This window comes from Pseudomonas sp. TE4620, assembly GCF_056279045.1.
Genome location: NZ_JBWBQO010000001.1, coordinates 1,223,841 through 1,244,199, shown reverse-complemented (window position 1 = coordinate 1,244,199; position 20,359 = coordinate 1,223,841). Strand labels below are relative to the sequence as shown.

The 20,359-nt window shown below is 63.4% G+C and carries 12 protein-coding genes; 4 read left to right on the top strand and 8 right to left on the bottom strand.

What is annotated here, in order from left to right; genetic code table 11:
- Nucleotides 1-23 precede the first annotated feature (23 nt).
- From ACZ9A3_RS05870 to ACZ9A3_RS05835, 8 genes are all read right to left on the bottom strand, one after another.
- Nucleotides 24-797: an enoyl-CoA hydratase gene (locus ACZ9A3_RS05870; RefSeq protein ID WP_010224326.1), complete on the bottom strand. Its 774-nt coding sequence runs from the start codon at nt 795-797 to the stop codon at nt 24-26.
- 14 nt (nt 798-811) lie between these two features.
- A complete protein-coding gene (locus ACZ9A3_RS05865; RefSeq protein WP_093385159.1) occupies nt 812-1,939 on the bottom strand; it encodes an acyl-CoA dehydrogenase in 1,128 nt (375 codons plus the stop codon).
- A gap of 8 nt (nt 1,940-1,947) precedes the next feature.
- Nucleotides 1,948-3,141 carry an acetyl-CoA C-acyltransferase gene (locus ACZ9A3_RS05860; protein WP_093385163.1) on the bottom strand — a complete coding sequence of 398 codons (1,194 nt, stop codon included), beginning with the start codon at nt 3,139-3,141 and terminating at the stop codon, nt 1,948-1,950.
- Nucleotides 3,142-3,159: 18 nt separating this feature from the next.
- Nucleotides 3,160-3,927: an SDR family NAD(P)-dependent oxidoreductase gene (locus ACZ9A3_RS05855; protein ID WP_258597139.1), complete on the bottom strand. Its 768-nt coding sequence runs from the start codon at nt 3,925-3,927 to the stop codon at nt 3,160-3,162.
- 12 nt (nt 3,928-3,939) lie between these two features.
- Nucleotides 3,940-5,592: an AMP-binding protein gene (locus ACZ9A3_RS05850; protein ID WP_093385175.1), complete on the bottom strand. Its 1,653-nt coding sequence runs from the start codon at nt 5,590-5,592 to the stop codon at nt 3,940-3,942.
- A gap of 130 nt (nt 5,593-5,722) precedes the next feature.
- On the bottom strand, nt 5,723-10,102 hold the full coding sequence (locus tag ACZ9A3_RS05845) for an NEL-type E3 ubiquitin ligase domain-containing protein (protein ID WP_476252223.1): 4,380 nt from the start codon (nt 10,100-10,102) through the stop codon (nt 5,723-5,725).
- Between the two features lie 44 nt (nt 10,103-10,146).
- Nucleotides 10,147-11,184, bottom strand: a complete 1,038-nt coding sequence (locus tag ACZ9A3_RS05840; protein ID WP_476252222.1) for an AraC family transcriptional regulator — start codon at nt 11,182-11,184, stop codon at nt 10,147-10,149.
- 73 nt (nt 11,185-11,257) lie between these two features.
- Nucleotides 11,258-12,121 carry a LysR substrate-binding domain-containing protein gene (locus ACZ9A3_RS05835; RefSeq protein ID WP_045202095.1) on the bottom strand — a complete coding sequence of 288 codons (864 nt, stop codon included), beginning with the start codon at nt 12,119-12,121 and terminating at the stop codon, nt 11,258-11,260.
- 112 nt (nt 12,122-12,233) lie between these two features.
- Here ACZ9A3_RS05835 and ACZ9A3_RS05830 point away from each other — a divergent pair, with 112 nt between their 5' ends.
- From ACZ9A3_RS05830 to ACZ9A3_RS05815, 4 genes are all read left to right on the top strand, one after another.
- On the top strand, nt 12,234-13,340 hold the full coding sequence (locus tag ACZ9A3_RS05830; RefSeq protein ID WP_093385185.1) for a 2-aminoethylphosphonate--pyruvate transaminase: 1,107 nt from the start codon (nt 12,234-12,236) through the stop codon (nt 13,338-13,340).
- A gap of 56 nt (nt 13,341-13,396) precedes the next feature.
- Entirely contained in the window at nt 13,397-14,224 is an 828-nt protein-coding gene (phnX, locus tag ACZ9A3_RS05825; protein ID WP_476252221.1) for a phosphonoacetaldehyde hydrolase, read from the top strand.
- 236 nt (nt 14,225-14,460) lie between these two features.
- On the top strand, nt 14,461-15,393 hold the full coding sequence (locus ACZ9A3_RS05820) for a dermonecrotic toxin domain-containing protein (RefSeq protein WP_476252220.1): 933 nt from the start codon (nt 14,461-14,463) through the stop codon (nt 15,391-15,393).
- 32 nt (nt 15,394-15,425) lie between these two features.
- Nucleotides 15,426-20,333, top strand: coding sequence for an NEL-type E3 ubiquitin ligase domain-containing protein (locus tag ACZ9A3_RS05815; protein ID WP_476252219.1), 4,908 nt, complete (start codon nt 15,426-15,428; stop codon nt 20,331-20,333).
- Nucleotides 20,334-20,359 lie beyond the last annotated feature (26 nt).

Here is a 20,359-nt window from a genome sequence, read left to right as displayed (position 1 = left end):
CTGGCAACAGCGCCCGATCAATCTCAGCGATCCTTGAACTGCGCCTCACGCTTGGCGATGAACGCCGCCATGCCTTCCTTCTGGTCTTCGGTGGCGAAGGCTGCATGGAATACCCGGCGCTCGAAGCGCACGCCCTCGGCCAGGTTGACCTCGAACGCGCGGTTAACGCTTTCCTTGACCATCATAGTCATCGGGATCGACTTGCTGGCGATGGTCGCCGCCACCTTCAGCGCTTCTTCCAGCAGCTCGGCTTGCGGCACCACACGCGCCACCAGTCCGGCACGCTCGGCTTCCTCGGCGCCCATCAGACGCCCACTCAGGCACAGTTCCATGGCCTTGGCCTTGCCCACGGCGCGGGTCAGGCGCTGGGTACCGCCCATGCCCGGCAGCACACCGAGATTGATTTCCGGCTGGCCGAACTTGGCGTTGTCGGCGGCGAGGATGAAGTCGCACATCATCGCCAGCTCGCAGCCGCCGCCCAGGGCAAAACCCGACACCGCGGCAATGATCGGCTTGCGCCGGTTGGCAATGCGGTCTGCGTCGCTGAACAGGTCATCGACGTAGATCTGCGGGTAGCGCAGGTCGGCCATTTCCTTGATGTCGGCGCCAGCGGCGAAGGCCTTGGCGGAGCCTGTCAGCACCACGCAACCGATGTTCGGGTCGGCTTCGAGCTGGTCCAGGGCCTGGTTGATTTCGCCGACGATCTGCGCGTTCAGGGCATTGAGCGCCTGCGGTCGGTTGAGGGTGATCAGGCCGACCTTGCCGTGGATGTCCAACAGAATGGTTTCAAATGACATGCAAGCTGCTCCCTTCAAAGATTGCGCGCAATGACCATGCGCTGAATATCGCTGGTGCCTTCGTAGATCTGGCAGACCCGCACATCGCGGTAGATGCGCTCCAGCGGAAAGTCGCTCAGATAGCCATAACCGCCAAGGGTCTGCAAGGCATCCGAACAGACCTTTTCGGCCATTTCCGAGGCGAAAAGCTTGGCCATCGACGCTTCGACCAGCGCCGGACGCCCGGCATCGCGCAGCGCCGCGGCATGCAGCACCATCTGCCGGGCCACGGCAACGCGGGTGGCCATGTCGGCCAGGCGAAAAGCCACGGCCTGGTGTTCGATCAATGGCTTGCCGAAGCTTTCGCGCTCGCGCGCATAGTCACGTGCTACCTCGAAGGCGGCGCGGGCCATGCCCACCGACTGCGAGGCAATGCCGATACGCCCGCCTTCAAGGTTGGCCAGGGCGATCTTGTAGCCTTCGCCCTCCTCGCCGAGGCGGTTGGCCACCGGCACGCGCAGATTTTCAAAGACGATCTGGCAGGTGTCGGAGGCGTGCTGGCCGAGTTTGTCCTCGACCCGTGCCACCTGGTAACCCGGCGAGTCGGTGGGCACGATGAAGGCACTGATGCCGCGCTTGCCGGCCCCGGGGTCGGTTACCGCAAACACTATCACCACCCCGGCGTTCTGCCCGGAGGTGATGAACTGCTTGCAGCCGTTGAGCACGTAGTGATCGCCATCTCGGCGGGCGCGGGTCTTCAGGCTGCTGGCATCGGAGCCGGCTTGCGGCTCGGTCAGGGCGAAGGCGCCGAGCATCGCGCCGCTGGCCAGCGGGGTGAGGAACTGCTGCTTCTGCTGCTCGCTGCCGAACTTGAGAATCGGCACGCAACCCACCGAGTTGTGCACACTCATGATCGTCGAGCAGGCGCCGTCGCCCGCGGCGATTTCTTCCAGGGCCATGGCGTAGGCGACATAGCCGGTATCACTACCGCCCCACTGCTCCGGCACCAGCATGCCGAACAGGCCCAGTTCGGCCATCTCCTGGATGGCTTCTTTGGGGAAGCGGTGCTCGCGGTCCCACTGCTCGGCAAACGGGCGCAGGCGCTCCTGGGCGAACTGACGCACGGCGTCGCTGATTTGCTGTTGTTCGTCATTGATTAGCATGGTGCACCTCAGTACAGACACTCGACGGCCATGGCCGTGGCTTCACCGCCGCCAATGCAGATGGCGGCAATGCCGCGATGCAGGCCTTTCTGACGCAGGGCTGCGAGCAAGGTAACCAGGATGCGCGCGCCGGAAGCGCCGATCGGGTGGCCCAGGGCGCAGGCGCCGCCATGCACGTTGACCTTGTCGTGGGGCAGGTCCAGGTGCTTCATCGCCGCCAGGGTGACCACGGCAAAGGCTTCGTTGATTTCGAACAGATCGACCTCTGCCAGGTTCCAGCCGGTGCGTTTGATCAGCTTGTCGATGGCGCCGATCGGGGCGCTGGGGAACAGCGCCGGGGTGTCGGCGAACGCCGCGTGGCCATGGATCACCGCCAGCGGTTTCAAGCCTTGCTTCTCGGCCTGGGAGCGGCGCATCAGCACCAGCGCCGCCGCGCCATCGGAGATGGAGCTTGAGTTGGCCGCGGTCACCGTGCCACCTTCGCGAAAGGCCGGCTTGAGCTGCGGGATCTTGTCCAGACGGGCCTTGGGCGGCTGCTCGTCGTCGCTGATCAGGCGCTGAGTCTTGCCCTCGGTGACTTCGACCGGGACGATCTCGCTGGCGAAGCTGCCGTCCTTGATCGCTTGCTGGGCACGGGTCAGCGAGGCGATGGCGAAATCGTCCTGCTGCTGGCGGGTAAAGCCATTGCTTTCGGCGCAGTCCTCGGCAAAGGTGCCCATCAGCCGGCCCTTGTCGTAGGCGTCTTCCAGACCGTCGAAGAACATGTGGTCGATGATCTTGCCATGGCCCATGCGATAACCGCTGCGGGCTTTGTCCAGCAGGTAAGGGGCGTTGGACATGCTCTCCATGCCGCCGGCCACCACCACCTCGGCACTGCCGGCCAGCAGCAGGTCGTGGGCCATGATTGCCGCCTGCATGCCCGAGCCGCACATCTTGTTGAGGGTGGTGCAGGTGGTGCCCTTGTTCAGGCCGGCGCCCAACGCCGCCTGGCGCGCCGGGGCCTGGCCCAGGCCTGCCGGCAGCACGCAGCCGAACAGCACTTGTTCGACGCTGTCGGGGGCAACACCTGCGCGCTCGACGGCGGCGCGAATGGCGGCAGCGCCCAGTTGCGGTGCGGTAAGGCTTTTCAGCTCGCCCTGCAGGCCGCCCATGGGCGTGCGCACGGCGCTGACGATTACGATCGGATCATTGGCGAGGGTCATGTTTGAGTGCTCCTGAAATTACTTGGCGGCCATGCGCAAGGCGCCGTCGAGACGGATCACCTCACCGTTGAGCATGCTGTTTTCAATGATGTGGCGGGCCAGCGCGGCGTACTCCTGCGGGCGCCCCAGGCGTGGCGGGAACGGCACGCCGGCGGCCAGCGAGTCGCGCACTTCCTGGGTCATGCCGGCCATCATCGGGGTTTCGAAAATGCCCGGGGCGATGGTCATCACGCGGATGCCGAAGCGCGCCAGCTCACGGGCCGCCGGCAAGGTCAGGCTGGCAATCGCGCCCTTGGAGGCGGCATAGGCGGCCTGGCCGATCTGGCCGTCATAGGCGGCAATCGAGGCGGTGTTGATGATCACCCCGCGTTCACCGTCAGCGCCCGCCTCGCCTTCGGCCATGGCCGCAGCGGCCAGGCGCAGCAGGTTGAAGCTGCCGATCAGGTTGACGTTGATCACCCGGCTGAAGCTTTCCAGGCCATGCGGGCCGTTCTTGCCCAGGACCTTCTCGGCGCCGACGATACCGGCGCAGTTGATCAGCCCGTGGATTTTGCCGAAGGCGGCAACCGCCGCATCGATCGCAGCCTGGGCGGCGGCTTCCTGGCTGATGTCGGCCACCGCGAAGTGCGCCCTGGCGCCCAGCTCGCGGGCTTTGGCGGCGACCGCTTCGGCATTGAGGTCGACCAGCATGACCTGGGCACCGGCCTCGATGAGCATCTGCGCGGTGGCAGCGCCCAGCCCGGAAGCGGCGCCGCTGACGATGAAGTTGTTATTGGCAATCTGCATGATGTTGGTTCCTCAGGCGCTGGCGGTCGACGCCAGCGCGGCCTGTTGTTTGGCTATTTCCTGGTTGCGCAGGATGAAACGTTGCAGCTTGCCGCTCGGCGTCTTGGGCAGCTCGCTGACAAATTCGATTTCCCGTGGGTAGGCGTGGGCATACAGGCGCTGACGCACGTGCTGCTTGAGGGCCTCGGCCAGTGCTTCGCTCGGCTCTTGGCCTTTGGCCAGCACCACGAATGCCTTGATCAGCTCGGTCCGCTCCGGGTCCGGTTTGCCCACCACCGCGGCTTCGATCACCGCCGGGTGTTCGATCAGCGCGCTCTCGACATCGAACGGGCCGACCCGGTAGCCGGAGGTGGTGATCACGTCATCGCTGCGGCCGACAAAGCTGATGCTGCCGTCGTCGTTGAGCTCGACTGTGTCGCCGCTCAAGTAGTACTTGCCGACGAACGCCTTGGTCGGCAAACCCTGGTAGCCGGCAAACCAGCACAGCGGCGACTGCTCGCGGTCGACAGCGAGAATGCCCGGCTGCCCGGCAGGCAGTTCGTTGTGTTGTTCATTGAGCACGACGATGCGGTGACCGGGGACGGCGAAGCCGGCAGAGCCCAGGTGCACCGGGTGCTGCAGGCCGTGGTGGTTGCACAGGACCATGCCCAGTTCGGTCTGCCCGTAGTGGTCGTGAATGGTCACGCCCAGCTCATCGGCAAACCAGCGGATCACCTGCGGGTTAAGCGGCTCGCCGGCGCTGCTGAGCACCCGCAGGCGGCCCTTGATCGGCGCGCTGAACTCGCTACCAGCGGCGATCAGCAGGCGGTAGGCCGTCGGCGAGCCGGCCAGGTTGCTGATGGCGTACTTGTTGATGACCCGGCAGGTGCTCTCGACGCTGAACGGCCCATCGAAAAACGTGGTGGCATGGCCCAGGGCAAGCGGACCGGTCACGGCGTAATAAAGCCCGTAGGCCCAGCCCGGATCGGCGAGGTTCCAGAAGCTGTCTTCAGGGCGCAGGTCGATGGCATCGCGCATGTAGCCCTGGAAGGCGACGATGGCCCGTAGCGGCACTTCCAGCGGCTTGGCCGGGCCGGTGGTGCCGGAGGTGAACATCAGCAGGAACGGTGCCTCGGCCCCCAGCAGCACCGGTTCGCAGTGATCACTGGCCAGCGCCAGTGCGCTGTGAAAGTCGATATCGCCGGAGCCTGGCGCAGCACCCACGCAGATGACCGTCGGGCAGCCATGCACGTCGTCGAGCTTGCTGCGATTATGCGGTTCAGTGACGACTACCTTGGCTGCGGACTGCTCCAGCCGGTGCTCGATGGCCTTGGGCCCGAATGCGGTAAACAGCGGCTGATACACCGCCCCCAGGCGCCAGGTGGCCAGTACCGTGATCAGCAGCTCGGCCGTACGCGGCATCAACCCGGCAACCCGGTCGCCGACGCCCACACCCTGGGCCCTGAGCACATTGGCCAGGCGCGCGGCAGACTGTTGCAGTTGCTCGAAGCTGTAGCGCGCGCTGCTGCCGTCGCGGCCTTCCCAGTTCAGGGCAATACGATTGCCGCCGACATGCCGGTCGCAGCACTCGACGCAGGCATTGAGTGCCTCAAGGTTGCCTTGCAGGGCAGCCGCAGCGGTGTGCAGGTAGTCGAACCCTTGCGCCGCGGCGCGGTAATCACGCATCGCCAGACTCCTCGTTTGTTATTGTTGGAATAAAACGATTGGTCTGAAGATAGTCGCGCCAGAGCTGGCGCGGGACAATGGCCAAAGCTGTCAAAGTGGATGACTGGTTTGGCCGCTGGCCCTGACGCTACTACTGACCCTCGGCTTTTGTGACAAGCAAAGGCTTGGTCAGCGCCACAATCAACGCCCCTACCTTCTCGGCACGCTCGACCGCCAGCACATCCACTGCAGCCTCGTCGCCTCCTGCCATGTCGGTCAGTTCCTGCAGCCGATCGACGAAGGGCTCTTCAACCTCCGCGAACGATTGCGGATAAGTGTCACGCAGGTAATTGACCCAGAAATCCCGGGAAGCGATGAAGTCCAGCAGTTCATCTCCGGCTTCAGCTGTGCGTACTGTCCTGGCCGCGTCGTCGAGCTGACGCGAGGTTACCCCCGCCACCCCGCCAAACTGCATGTAACGTGGCTGGCCGGGCAGGTCCAGGGTCTCGGCCAGACCAACCCGATAGGCCAGGCTGACCTCCACCTCGTCGACGCCCAGGCCGCTGGCCTGACGCGCATGGATATCCTCCCGGGCAACCTGCTCGACACGCTCAAGGCGAAACAAGCGCCTGGCCACCCCAAGCAAGCGGCTGGCCTGGTTTTCCGAGCCAGGCTGCTGCTCGGCTTGCCACAAGAAGTAACCCACTTCGAGGTTACTGAAGCAATCCGAAACGCTGTCGACGCAGGTCCTCGGTGCTGAGGCCAGCTTGAACAGGGTCGAACGCAGCGTCTGGCTGTCTACCGCCTCTTCGACAAGAGCCCAGACCCGCCAGCTCAGGTCCTCGCGGTTCATCCGGTAGTCCGCAGTGCTGGTCAGCTCGCCGAGCAGACGCAGAAAACCTGCGCTGTCCTCTGACCGTGCGAGATCATCCCATTGCCCCGCACGCACTTCGTACACCCGCTCATCCAGGGTGGCCAGCCAAAGCGCACGAGCATCGACCGGCAGCTCGTGCTCATCCTCTTCTGGCAGTTGCATGCCATCGAGCTCGGCCAGGCGTTGCCAGGTCGCCTGCGCCAAGGGGTTGCCCTGCAAGTAGATGGCGTCACGGATCACCCCAGGGGTATGGAAAAAGCGCTCGGGCAAGGTGGCGATCAGATTGTTGCGCAAGTCGGCCTGCTCCAGGAACGGTCGGCTGAGCAACCCGCGCGGCAAGGCTTGCATGCCGGTGTTGCGCAAGCTCAGTTCGCGCAAACGGTGCAAGGGCCGCAGGTTGAGGTTGCGCCGCAGCGGGTTGTTGTCCAGCACCAGCATGCGCAGTTGGTTCAACCGGGCCAGTGCATCGACATCCATGGCCTGCAGGGCGATGTGGTTATGTTCCAGCCTGAGGGTGCGCAACGCCGACATGTGCTCAAGACCGGACGGCAACTGGTCAAAAAAGTTGTTGCTCAGGTTCAGCCAGCGAGTGTTCGAAAACGCCCGAAAAAACGACGCCGGCAGCCTGCGCATACGCATGCCGACCATGACCACATCGACCACATGAGCAAAGCTGATCTCGCCCGGCAGATTGGGAAAGGTCGGGATATGCCGGCCAACAATGCTCAGGCGATAACCCTGGAGAATCCCGTTCGCGTCAATGATCGGCTCGCTTTGACGACGCCAGCAGTGGCGCAGCGCTTCGGCCACGCGATTGCGTGGCGACAACAGCACCGTAGCGCTAACACTTGCTTGCGCAGGTGCTGCGGCCTCCCAGGTGCTCAGCGTCTGATCGAGCAACTGATACTCCTGCTCGAGCCGCTGCAACGCCAGCAGCACTGAAGAGCCACTTTCGCGCAGACGGGCGATAAAGGTTTCGCGCTGCTCGGCATCAAGGCCGGGAAACAAGGCACACAAGCGGTTGCTGATGCTTTGCGCCACCGCCTGAGCAGCCCCTCGGCCACTCAGCAGATACCCTACGCGGCCATCTGCCAGGCGATGTCCCGGGTTGAACCAGCGCCGGACCGGCGCCAGGCCCAGAACCCCTTCCAGTTCGCTGGTAGCGACCGGCAGCTGGGCAATCAGGTCCGCGCGCATTTGCCCAAGCGCATGCAGCCCCTGCCATCCCAGGCCTTCACGCTGGGCATCATTCAACGAAGCGGCAATCACCTGTAGCAATCCCCCGCTCAGCTCGACGTCCTCAGCGCCATCTGGCTGATCGCCGTAGAGCTGGTAAACGCCTTGCTGGCGGACGATGACCCTGTGCAGCCCAGGGCTGTCTTCGGGCTTCAGCCGGTCGAGCAAACGGCTGTAGGGAAAGCGGTCATGCAACGCCAGGTTCACCTCTTGCGGCCACCCCGGCAAACGCCGGAGTGCATAGAACACCAGGTGAGCGCTGTCCAGCGAACCGCCGTAGCCAAGGTATAGACCTTCACGGGCGCGAGTCAGTTGTGCCACCCGAGCCAGCATCCGCGCCTGTTCCGCCAGCTCAAGGGGTACGCGCGCCTGGGCTGCCAGCAGTGCGCGCGCTTCATCGCTGGCCTGTGCAAGCAAGGCCAGGCCATAGGCGTCGGGTAAGGTGGGGAAGTCCCGCTGGAGCGTTGCCAGCAGCGGGTCGTCAGGCAAGTACCGTGTAGAAAGCGACACACCGTGCTGGTTCTGGGCGAAGCGCTCAAGGGTGTCTCGCAGGCCTATCGGCATCCGGCGGTTTTCCACCAGTAACCCGCGCAGTTCATCTTCATCGATAGCCGCCACCTGCAACAGCGCACTCACCTCGCTCACGCTCATCAGCCCGGCAGCGGGCCACAGGCGTTCGAGCAGATGCGACTGGCCCTGCCAGGCCAGCGGCCACTCATCACGCAAGCGCCAGGCGCGTTCGCCGTTGAACTCGACGACCGGCCCGTACGCGCCGGCACGTTGCTGATGAACCAGGCGCCACGGACCTTGCTGCGGTACCCGACGGACTTCGTAAACTTCGCCGCGTAGCGGCAGGTAACTGCGCCCGTCGGCCAGGTGCAGGCCGCTATCGGTCAAGCGCGAGCCGGCGGGAATGCGCCCCAGCTGGTAAGGGCGCAGATCCCGGCGCCATAAGCGCGGCTGATTGCTTTCGAGGGTGACCGGTAACAGTGACTGGACAAAATCGCTGCGCTTGAACGCTCTGCCGACACTATGGATACCCGCCCCCAGCGCTACCGTCACCGCCACAGTCTGGGCAACACCGAGCAGATGCTCGAGTGCTTCGCCGCGATGCCCGCGCAGCCAGTCTTCGGCCCCTTCGAACACCTCGCTCAAGGTCTGCAGTGCAAGATGCCCGAGCAACAACCCACCCACAGCGGGAACGAACAGGCCGACCAGGTTGAGTGCCGTCCAACCGGCCGCAGCCAGATCAGAACGCCACGCTCGGGTCGCCGCACTGTCGACATCGGCGGTCGGCACCGCCAGTACCCGGGCATCGGCCTTGATCCGTGCCAGCTGCAATTGACAGAGACCGGTGAACAGATCACCACGCAGGAGCGTGCCCGCCAGGTCCAGGTCAACGCTTGAGTCGGTGAGTCTGGTTGCCAGCAACAGGGCAAAACCGGCACGTTGCTGCAAACCGATCAGCGCACTGAAGTAGGCGCGATACGACTCGGACCCCTTGAGCGACTCAGCCAGTGCCACGTTGAAGGCAAACCAGGAGCGGTAACTGCGCAAAGGCTGCTGCCGGTCGGTCGGAAAATACACCAACAACCCGCGAATCAGGCTGGCCTCGGTCCAGCGCAGCGCCCCTTGCGGCGGGTCGCCGCGCACTTCGAAAACCACCGCACCGCTGACCTGGCAGTTCAGCGCACTCAGTTGATAAATACGTACTTCCAACCCGCCATGGCTGACCTGGGATGCGCCCGAGACGACTTGCTCGAGCATCTGGTAGGCCAGCGCATCGATCTGCCCGCGCAAATGAGCGAGGCGCGCAGCCACTTGCAGGGCCAGGCGCTTTTCCTCGGCCAGGTCCTGCTCAGCCGGCGCGAAGACATCCTCCAGATGCTGCTGGAAACGCCTGCCCACATCCAGCTCACGGCAGACGCTGGCCACTTTTTCGGGCGCATCGAGCAAAACTGTCTCGAGTTCGCCTGCAGTGACGATCGCTGTCCCGACATAGTAGCTGCTGGCGGCTGTCTGGCGAGCGCCAAAACCTTGCAGCAGGCGTTGCATCAAGGGCTGGGTGAGCAGAATCGTATCATCACTAGGCAGCCCGATACCCTGGCTAGGCTTGAAGTCGCGCAGTACTTCACGCCACTGGTCGCTATCGAGATTGCCCTGGTAGTTGAGCTTGTCGTGCAGTGCGTCTGCCAGCAACGGCTGGGCGAAAGCATCAATCGCCTGGAGTTCATCGAGGGTTGCGTGGACGGCTTGCTGGCTGTGCCGAAGCCTTGCGAAATCATCGCGCAAATCATTGATCTGCTCGACGGAGGCGGTTCTAAGCCAGTCAGGCAGGATATGACCGATGAATTCATCGGTCACCCCGGGCTGGGTGATCGCAGCCGGTGTGGCTGGGGATCGGGCGGCAGGGTTAGGCACGTTCAAGGTCCTGGGGGAATGGCAATCCTCCAGCCTAGAAACGCTTAACCATCACTGGCAGCGAGAGGCGTTTCACCCTGGCCGATCAATGCCCGATAGTGGCCCGGATTGCAGCCATACCACTTGCGAAAGGCCTTGTAGAACGAGCTGCTGTCAGCAAACCCCAGGCGCTCGGCGATTTCGGCGAAGCTTATCTGTTCCTGGGCCAGCCAGGCGATTGCCAGCTCCTTGCGTACACTGTCCTTGAGGCCCTGGTAGGTGGCGCCCTCCTCGGCCAGGCGTCGACGCAGGGTCGAGGCCGATATGCACAGTTGCTGGGCCTGGGCCTCGGTTTCCGGCCAATCACCGGCGGGAAGCTGGCGCAGCGATTCCTTGATCCGCCGCGCCAGGCTCGCCGGGTCGCGGTACTTGACCAGAATATTGGCCGGCGCCTCGGCCAGAAAGCGCTGCAGCTCTTCCGGCGTGCGCTTGAGCGGCAGGTCCAGGCAATCGGCGGCAAAGATCATCCGCGTGCGTGGCCGGTCAAACTGCAGGTTCTCCGAGAACATCACCCGGTAATCGTCGCAAAACGGCGGCTCGGCACAACGCAGCTCAATGGCCAGGATCGGGATGCGCCGCCCGGCCAGCCAGCAGGCGACGCCATGCACAATCATCCAGAAGGTGAAGTAGGTGAAGGCCCGGCGCGGCTCATCCCGGGGCTCGCCGATGACGATCTCCGCCAGGCTTTGCTGGCGCACCAGCGCCGGCTGCAGGTGCTCGAGCATCAGCCCGAGAAACGCCAGGGCGCTTTCAAGCCCGGCGCCCAACGTGGGCTGGGCCATGGACGAGCGGCACACAAAGGCCAGGCTGCCCGTGCGCAGGCCACGCGGGTCCATGCAGAAGAACTCATCGTGGCAACGACGAGCCAGCAGCCGCCAGAGCTGCGCGTAGGCCCCGGCGGGCACCCGCGCATCGGCCTGCTGCAACTGTTCGGGGTCGATCCCCACACGACTGAGCAGGGCCTGGCTCGCGGCGCCGGGGGCGCAGCTTTGCAGCAGCGCCTCGCGCACCAGTTGCATGGAGATGGTGTCTTTCTCCGCCATCAGCAGTCGTTCGCCTTGCCTGTAGTGTTTGCCCGCCATCTTAGGGGCCCGCCGGGAAAAAACCAGCCCCGCCTCATACCGCTGCCGCCAGGCTGAGAAACGCCTGGATCAGGCGCAGTTCGCGGCGTCGCTCCAGGCAGCCGATCATGTGCTGGTTGATCAGCCCCGCTGCGCCGATGGGCCGCGCCACCACCCGCGGGTCATGGCTGATCTCCAGCGACGAAACGATACCGATGCCCAGCTCGGCCGCTACCGCTTCAGTCACCGCCTCGCGGCTGTCGAGCTCCAGCAGCACGCGCGGCTGCACCTGGGCATCGCGGCAGGCCTGATCGAAGGTGCGGCGGGTAATCGAACTGGGTTCGCGCAGTACCATGATCTGCCGGTCCAGCTCGCCAAGGGGCAATTCCTCGGCGCTGGCCGCCCAGGCATGCCCGGCCGGCAGCAAGGCGCAGATCCGTGAATCGCCCAGGCTTTGCAGGTGCAGGCCCTTGCGCGACTCGACCTCGGTCATCACCGCGACATCGGCATGCTCGCTGAGCAGCGCCGCCAGGGTTTCCTGGGCGTTGCCCAGACGCAGGTTGACAGTGATCCCCGGATACCGCGCGCGCAGCTGCGCAAGCATCGGCATGACCCGGTGCGGGCCGTCGGCGGCCACTTCCAGGCGCCCGGTGAGCAACTGGCGGTTGGCCTCGAGCATCGCCTGGGCTTCTTCGGCAAGGCCAAACATCGCGCGGGTGATCGCCGCCAGGCGAATGCCCTCCTCGGTCAGCTCGACACGTCGCGCCGTGCGGCGCAGCAAGGTGATCTGGTAGTGCTCCTCAAGCGCCTTGACATGCCCGGTCACCGCCGGCTGGCTGATGAACAGGCGGGCGGCGGCGCGGGTAAAACTGCCCTCACGGGCCACGGCATCGAAGGCGCGGAGCTGGAACAGGTTCATATCTATCGGCCTGACTTATGACTGGCATAACAACAAACAATTTGATTGATAAGGCACGGAATTGCAACGTAGGCCCCGTAGATTCAGCCCACCGCTTGCGAGGACTACCGGAATGAGTAACGCCCCTATCCTGCTGACCCCTGGCCCCCTGACCACCTCGGCCCGTACCCGCCAAGCGATGATGGTCGACTGGGGTTCATGGGACCGCGACTTCAACCAGCTCACCGCCAGCCTCTGCGAGCAACTGCTGGCCATCGTCAACGGTGCCGACAGCCACCATTGCGTGCCCCTGCAAGGCAGCGGCACCTTTGCCGTGGAAGCGGCCATCGGCACCCTGGTGCCCCGCGACGGCAAGGTCCTGGTACTGATCAACGGCGCCTACGGCCAGCGCCTGGCAAAGATCTGCAAGGTGCTGGGTCGCGCCTGCAGCACCTTCGAAACCGCCGAAGACCAGCCGACCACTGCCGCTGACGTCGACCGTCTGCTGAGCGCCGACAGCAGCATTACCCACGTGGCACTGATTCACTGCGAAACCAGCACCGGTATTCTCAACCCGCTGGCAGAGATTGCCGCGGTTATCGCCGGCCACGGCAAACGCCTGATCATCGATGCCATGAGCTCGTTCGGCGCCTTGCCGATCGATGCCCGCCAGGTGCCATTCGATGCCCTCATCGCCGCCTCCGGTAAATGCCTGGAAGGCGTGCCTGGCATGGGCTTCGTCTTTGCCAACAAACAGTCGCTGGCCGCCGCCGAAGGCAACTCGCCGTCGCTGGCCATGGACCTGCATGACCAGCACGCCTACATGGCCAAGACCGGCCAGTGGCGCTTCACCCCACCAACTCATGTGGTGGCGGCGCTGCACGAGGCCTTGCTGCAGTACAACGAACAAGGCGGCCTGCCGGCCCGCCACCAGCGCTATGCCAGCAACTGCAAGACCCTGCTCGACGGCATGGCCGCCATTGGCTTGCGCAGCTTCCTGCCCGCCGAGATTCAGGCGCCGATCATCGTCACCTTCCATGCCCCGAACGATCCGCGCTACCAGTTCAAGGACTTCTACGAGCGGGTCAAGGCCAAGGGTTTCATCCTCTACCCGGGCAAGTTGACCCAGGTCGAAACCTTCCGCGTCGGCTGCATCGGCTGCGTCGGCCCGGACGGCATGCAGGCCGCGGTCGATGCCGTGGCTCAGGTGCTGCGGGAAATGGAAGTGCTGGACATCTGATACCCCGAAGCCTTTTTACCCGATCAGCGCAACCACCCGCTCAAGGAACCCTGAACATGAACTACAACACCCCGACGCAACTGCAAGCCGCGATCCTCGACTGGGCCGGCACCGTGGTCGATTTTGGCTCCTTTGCCCCAACCCAGATCTTTGTCGAGGCGTTCGCCGAGTTCGACGTCGAAGTGTCTATCGAGGAAGCCCGCGGGCCGATGGGCATGGGCAAGTGGGACCATATCCGCACCCTGTGTGACCAGCCGCTGATCGCCGAGCGCTACCGCAAGGTGTTCGGCCGCACGCCGACCGACGCGGACGTCACTGCCATCTATGAGCGCTTCATGCCACTGCAGATCGAGAAGATCGCCGTGCACTCGGCGCTGATCCCCGGCGCCCTAGACACCCTCACCGAGCTGCGCCAAGACGGTCTGAAGATCGGCTCGTGCTCGGGCTATCCGAAAGTGGTGATGGACAAGGTGGTGGCACTGGCCGCGCAGAACGGCTACGTCGCCGATCACGTGGTGGCCACCGACGAAACCCCGAACGGCCGCCCCTGGCCGGCCCAGGCCCTGGCCAACGTGATTGCCCTGGGCATCGATGATGTCGCTGCCTGCGTCAAGGTCGACGACACCGTGCCAGGCATCCTCGAAGGCCGGCGCGCCGGCATGTGGACGGTAGCGCTGGTGTGCTCGGGCAACGCCCTGGGACTGACCTACGAAGGCTACCGCGCCCTGGCCTCGGACACCCTCGATAGCGAGCGCAAGCGCATTCATGCGTTGTTCGCAGGCTCGCGCCCGCACTACCTGATCGACACCATCAACGAACTGCCAGAGGTGATCGCTGATATCAACAAGCGCCTGGCTCGTGGGGAAATGCCGCAGGCCGTGTAAGCACGTTGCACAGCTGATTGACCCAGCAATCTAAACAGGCAGGACAAGTTACCCAACTTGACCTGCCTGTTTGCTCATGCCGCCCCGGGCAAGTGACAAAAGGTGTTAGATATAGTCGTTATTGCCGCAAATTCACGATCTTTTCACCGACTTTCCCAACCAACATTCAAACTTTTTCCCTTGAGCTTTCCACCGTACGCTCAGTGCCTACACCTCAAGGAAGAAGGTTTTAATTCATGTCTGTTGACCTCAGCTCCCCTACCCGACCAACCGATTTCACACCCATCTCAAGCAAGCTACCCGCGTGGCTGATCAGCGCCCCTGCCGCCACTCATGCTGCGCTACGCAAGGTCGACGTGCAGACATTGCCCTGGCTGGCTGATGCACGGCATACCGATGCGCAGACACTGGAACAGCTGCAAAGGGTGTATATCCGCCATCGCCGCCACGAGCAGCGGGTCCACGAGATACTTGCCGCACTTCCGGCCATCGAGTCCTATGCCGAACCCTTGTTGAAAGCCAAGCTGCAGGAGCGATTCGGCCTGGATGTCGATGTGCACAACAGTTATCTGTTCCATGCCCGGCGCGTGGTCAGCGACGGCTCTTTCCTGACGTTGTCGCAGGATCCAGCGGTCAAGGCTGGTGCCGCGATCAAAGCTGCCACCCAGTCGCTGCTGGCCTGTGCCCTGCAGAACTTCGAAGCCTGGGAAGCCGCGCCGGGCGCCATGACTGACGATCGCGGGCGGACATCGATCGCCTCGCGCATCTACTACTCCGACCCGGCACTCAACCGGCCCGGGCGCTACCCCGACGAGTCGCCGCTGAAAATCGTTCCCGAGCAGTTTGCTGCCCTGTGCCGCGAACTTGACCTGGGCGGTACCTACCAACAGTTGATACACCGCGTACTCAACCCGGAGTCCGCTGCTGGTGATGCTGCCGACGCCGCCAGCGCCAACGTGCGCGCCGACTTCAAACAGCTCGAGCAATCGACGTTCCTCCTGCATACGCACATTGCGCGGTTGAAAAAAACCATCAGCCCGCAGATGCATGGCGTATTGCTGGATATCGCTCGAAACAAACCGGCAACCCTGGACGGGATAACGATAACCCGTAACTTTCTCAAACTCTGGGATGTCGAACTCAGCGCCATCGTTGTCTTCGGTAAATAGACCGCAGTGCCAGCCAGCACAGCGAAAAGGTCGTGGTCTACATTCCCGATGACCCCTACGACCCGCTCAGGGAGTACCCCTCGCTTGCGCACTTTTTCGCGTCCCTGCGTGACAGCTTTCTGAAGCCGGACTACCAGCAGCTCTTTGCCCGATTTGTACCTGCACGCCAGCGCGCGCGGTTGTTTGCTCGCCTGCACCAGGCTTTCTATCCCAAGGTCTGGAACAGTGCCGCGGGCTACTACGAAGAAAAACTCGACCGCAACGCCAGCCTGCACCTGCGCGAAGGTACCTTTTTCGGCAACCTGCTCAACGCGCTGTACCAGCAAAAAATCACCCAGCTCAAGGACGATGCCCTGTTTCACGGCGTGCCCACGGCCGCCGAGGACCACAAGTCGCTGCAAGACAAGCTGCTGTACTTTGTCCAGACTACGCTCAACGTGCTCAATATCGCCGCGTTCGTGGTGCCGGTGCTCGGCGAGGTGATGCTGGCCGTCACCGCCGTACAACTGTGCAACGAAGTCTATGAAGGCATCGAGAGCCTGGCCAGGGGCGAGAGCCAGCAAGCCTGGGGCTACCTGATGGATGTGGTCGAAAACCTGGCGATGATCGCCGCCCTGGGAGGCCTCTCGGCGGCAGGGGGCGGCGCTGCGGTACCAGCCCCTGAGCTGGTCAGGCAGATGCAGAGCGTGCAACTGGCCGATGGCAGCACGCGCCTGTGGAAACCCGACCTGCAGCCATTCGCCCAAGACGTCAGGCTACCCGCCGAGTTGCAACCCAATGCCTCCGGGCTCTACGACTACCAGGGCCGACAATGGCTGGTGCTCGAAGGCCGCACCTACGCGGTCAAGCCGCCCGCTGCCAGCGCGCCCTACCGGCTGGAACATCCGTGGCGCATGGGCGCCTACGAGCCGCCTTTGCGCCATAACCAGGCAGGCGCCTGGCTGCAGGTTACCGACCAGCCGCTTGAGTGGGAAGGCATCCGCCTGTTTCGACGGCTCGGACATGCCGGCGCCGAGTTCTCCGATGAAGTCGCCAGCACCATCATGCGCGTCAGCGAAACCCATCAGGCACAACTGCGTCACGCATTGAGCGAAGGCCTGCACCCACCCGCCCTGTTCAGCGACACGCTACACCGCTTCCGTCTGGAACATGAGCTTGACCGCTTCACCCAGCTACTGGAGGCAGGAGATCCGCACGCCGAACCGGCCCTGCAACTGCAACTACTGGCCGAGGCGCACGGCTGGCCGAACGGCCAAGCGCTGACCGTGCTCGATGAGCAGGGTAAGGTGCTTGCGCAGTACCACAGCCAAAGTGGCAATGCGCTGCCCCGCCCCCTGCAGGTGCGGCTCGGTGGTGATGACGTTCTCGATGCACTGATGCGGCAAATGACCAAGGCAGAGCTCGAAGGACTGCTGCAACACCCGCTGGGTTCAGGCGAGCCCAACTTCACCACAGCGAAACGCCAGTTACAGCAACAACTGGCGACCCAGGCAAAAACCCACAAAACCCGACTGTTCAATGAACGCTACCAGGCACTGCAAAAAACCGACGCTGGCCCGGTGCTGCAGGTCCAGCAATCCTTCAGCGGCCTGCCCACGGTGGTGGTCGAGGAACTGCTGCGCCACGCCAGCCCGGCAGAACTTGAACAATTGCGTGTCAATGCGCGCATTCCTGTACGAATTGGCGAAGAAGCCCGTGCCTACCAGCATAAGCTGCGTCTGAATCGTGCGTATGAAGGGCTGTATCTGGACGCTGGCAGCAGTTCCGACAGCGAGCGGCTGGCGCTGCATACCCTGGGCACTCTATACGGCTGGTCCACCGACGTACGCCTGGAGGTCCGCGAGGGTTCAACCCAGGGGGCGCTACTCGACAGCATCGGCAGCAGCGAAGCGCCCATTCGCAAGATCCTGGTCAGCGATGGCACCACCTACCGCACCTACGAGGCCGACGGACGCCAATTGCATGGCCGTGACAACCTTTATGCCACAGTCCTGCACGCGCTGCCGGACGCCCAACGCAGTGCCCTGGGCTTTGCCGACGTCAGCCAGCACGCAGCGCTCAAACAGGCCGTACAGTCGCAACCGCTACTGGCCCGGCACAGCTTGAGAGCCGTGCTGAAGATGCAAGCGCTCAAGCCCGGCGCCCGCTCCCCGATGCGCCTGGCCGATGGCAGGCTTGGTTTCCCGTTGAGCGGACGCGGCAGGCTGGCGGGCTTCATCCTTGAAGAGACGCTGCTGGACAAGATCCGTCTGCTTGAATTCGAGCACGCCTTTCCCGAGCAGATCCTGCAGATGTTCTACGACGCGCAGTGGAGCCGTGCGGACATCGACCAGCGCCTGGATCAGTTACTTGCAGAGCAACAGAGCCTGCGCGATCACCTTTCCAACTGGACCGATGCCGCCAGTTCAATGCCGCCCTTGAGCGCTGCGCGCATGAACAGCCGCACACGCATCGCCGAGGCGTTGTGGCGTCACTGGCGCGCCAACAACCTGCCCGAACTGAGTCAAGCCACCACCGCGTTGCAACTCGCAGACGTTTACCTGATCGACTTCCCTGCGCAATTGCCCGATTTCATCCAGCAGCGCGTGCAGGAGCTGCAACTGTGGAACGTGAACCCTGACGTTGCGCCGGGCAATCCGCTGATCGACCTGGACAACGAGCGCAACATACTGGGCCGCTTCTTCCAACACCTCCCCCAGGTAAAGTCAGTGCTTTTCGGCCAGAGCTTTGGCCAACCCAGCTATCCCTTCATCGGCCAGACGGTGCTGGAACATTACCCGCAACTGCGCGAACTGAGCCTGATCGATACCCGGTTGTACATCGGCCAGGCCGAAATCAACCTCTACCGGGGTTTCAGCCAGCTTCAACGCCTGGACCTGAGCGGCAACACCCTCAACATACTCGGCAACATCGACCTCAGCGGCTTGAACCTGCAGTACCTGGGGCTGAACCGCACCAGCCTTCGCAGCTGGCCACAGTGGCTCGACAGCGCCAACCTGAATGCAATTGCCGAAGTCTCCCTGGCCGACAACCAGATCACCACGGTACCCGCCGCCGTGCTGGAAAACCCCATCGGTAGCGGGCATCACACCCGGGTTTCGTTACTGAACAACGAGCTTTCGCGGGACACCCTGATCCGCATGCGTCTGAGTGAAGGTGAAGGCAGACGCTTCAGCTTTGAACTGACCATTGCAGAGAATCTTCGCGCCATCCTGGATGTCATGACCCAGGAACGTGCGGAGCTGGATGAAGCCTTTGTGCAGTGGGCCGAAGCGTCCCACTCAGGCGCACCGCTACGCGATGAACAGATTGCCTCCAGGCGCCGCCTGGGCCGCCTGGTGCACGACTTGTGGAGCCACGAACCAACACATGGCCACGTTGGCGCCTTGCGCGTCGAGGCAATTGCCTTGAACGACTTCCCCAGGCGATTGCCGGCGTTTTTCTATCATCGCCTGCGCAGGCTGCAGCTTCTGCGCGTGGGGACCCATGCCAGTGAATTGCACCAGTTTCTCAGTGACTTTCCTTACCTGGACAGTTTGCACATCGAAGGGCATGACACCCCGCTGGGCAGCTTGAATGCGGCGGTGCCGCAATTGCGGATGCTGGAACACCTGAGCCTGATCGACCTGGGCTTGAACATCGATCAGTCGGCGCTGGCAACGCTGCAACTCATGCCAGGGCTGACTCAACTGCAACTTGACGCAAATGTTATCGGCGAGATTACCGATGCCTCTGCATTGCGCAACATCGAGCAGTTGAGCCTCAACAATGTCGGCCTGCAAACCTGGCCGCAATGGCTGGAGACGCTGCTGCCCGGTCCGATGCAACGCCTGTCGCTGGTTGGCAACCAGTTGCGCGAACTGCCCGAGCGAATTCTCGCGAACCCACGCACTGAAGAACATCACACTGAAATTTCCCTGACCGGCAACCCGCTGAGCCACGAGAGCATGCGTCGCGCGCACTTGTCCGAAGGTTTCAATCGCGCCTACGACTTCTATATGGACTTGCCGCCCGATATCCGTGCCCTGGAGCGTGAACCACACTATTCAAGCGAGCCTTCCCCCTCTTCCCCTGAAGAAGCCGAATCCGGTGCGGATGTCTGGCTAAGCGGTGCCGAGGACCGCAGTGCGATACGCAGAGGTATCTGGCAACAGATCGAAGACGGCGCAGACGCCAGCGACCTGCTGGGGGTCATCAGCCATCTGCAGCACAGCGCCGACTATCGCGATGCTGGTAGCCGCAATGGCCTTACCGAACGGGTTTGGGGCGTGCTCGAGGTAGCCGCCAATGACACAGAGCTGCGCCTGGTCCTCAACGGCATGGGTGCCGAACCCTTGCAGCAGATCAGGCAGCGCGACACTTGCCCCGATGGCATACGCCTGGCGTTCAACCAGATGGAAATTCAGGTGTTCATTCGTCAATCGCTGCAGGGCGTTGCCGCCGAACAGCGGGGCAGTTCCCTGTACGCCCTCACTCGCCGTCTGTACCGGCTGGAGGCTCTGGACAATGCCGCCCGCGAACAGGCCGGTAGCCGCGACGAATCCGAAGTGCGCCTGGCCTATCGCCTGCAATGGGCCCGTGAGCTGGACCTGCCGGTGCCGCCGAGCAACATGTTGTACCGAACGGCCGCCAACATTCGCCCCGGGGAACTGGATGCTGCGTTGAACCAGGTACGCCAGGGCGAAGGCGGCCAGGCCTTCCTCGACTTCGCCAGGGGGCGGGACTTCTGGGTGGATTACCTGCGCGAGAGCCACGCCGATCGTTTCATGGCGCTCAAGTCTGCCTACGAGGCCGAGGTACTGGAGCTGTACGACCTCTATCCGGATGACAACCCCGACCAGATTGCCGCACGCATCACCGCGCTGGAGCAACAGTTCAAGCGCAACGAAAGCAACCTGATCGAGGCGCTGACCAACCTGGCAGGGCAACAGCAACGTTGAACCTGCCTTTGCACCGGCCAGCCTTG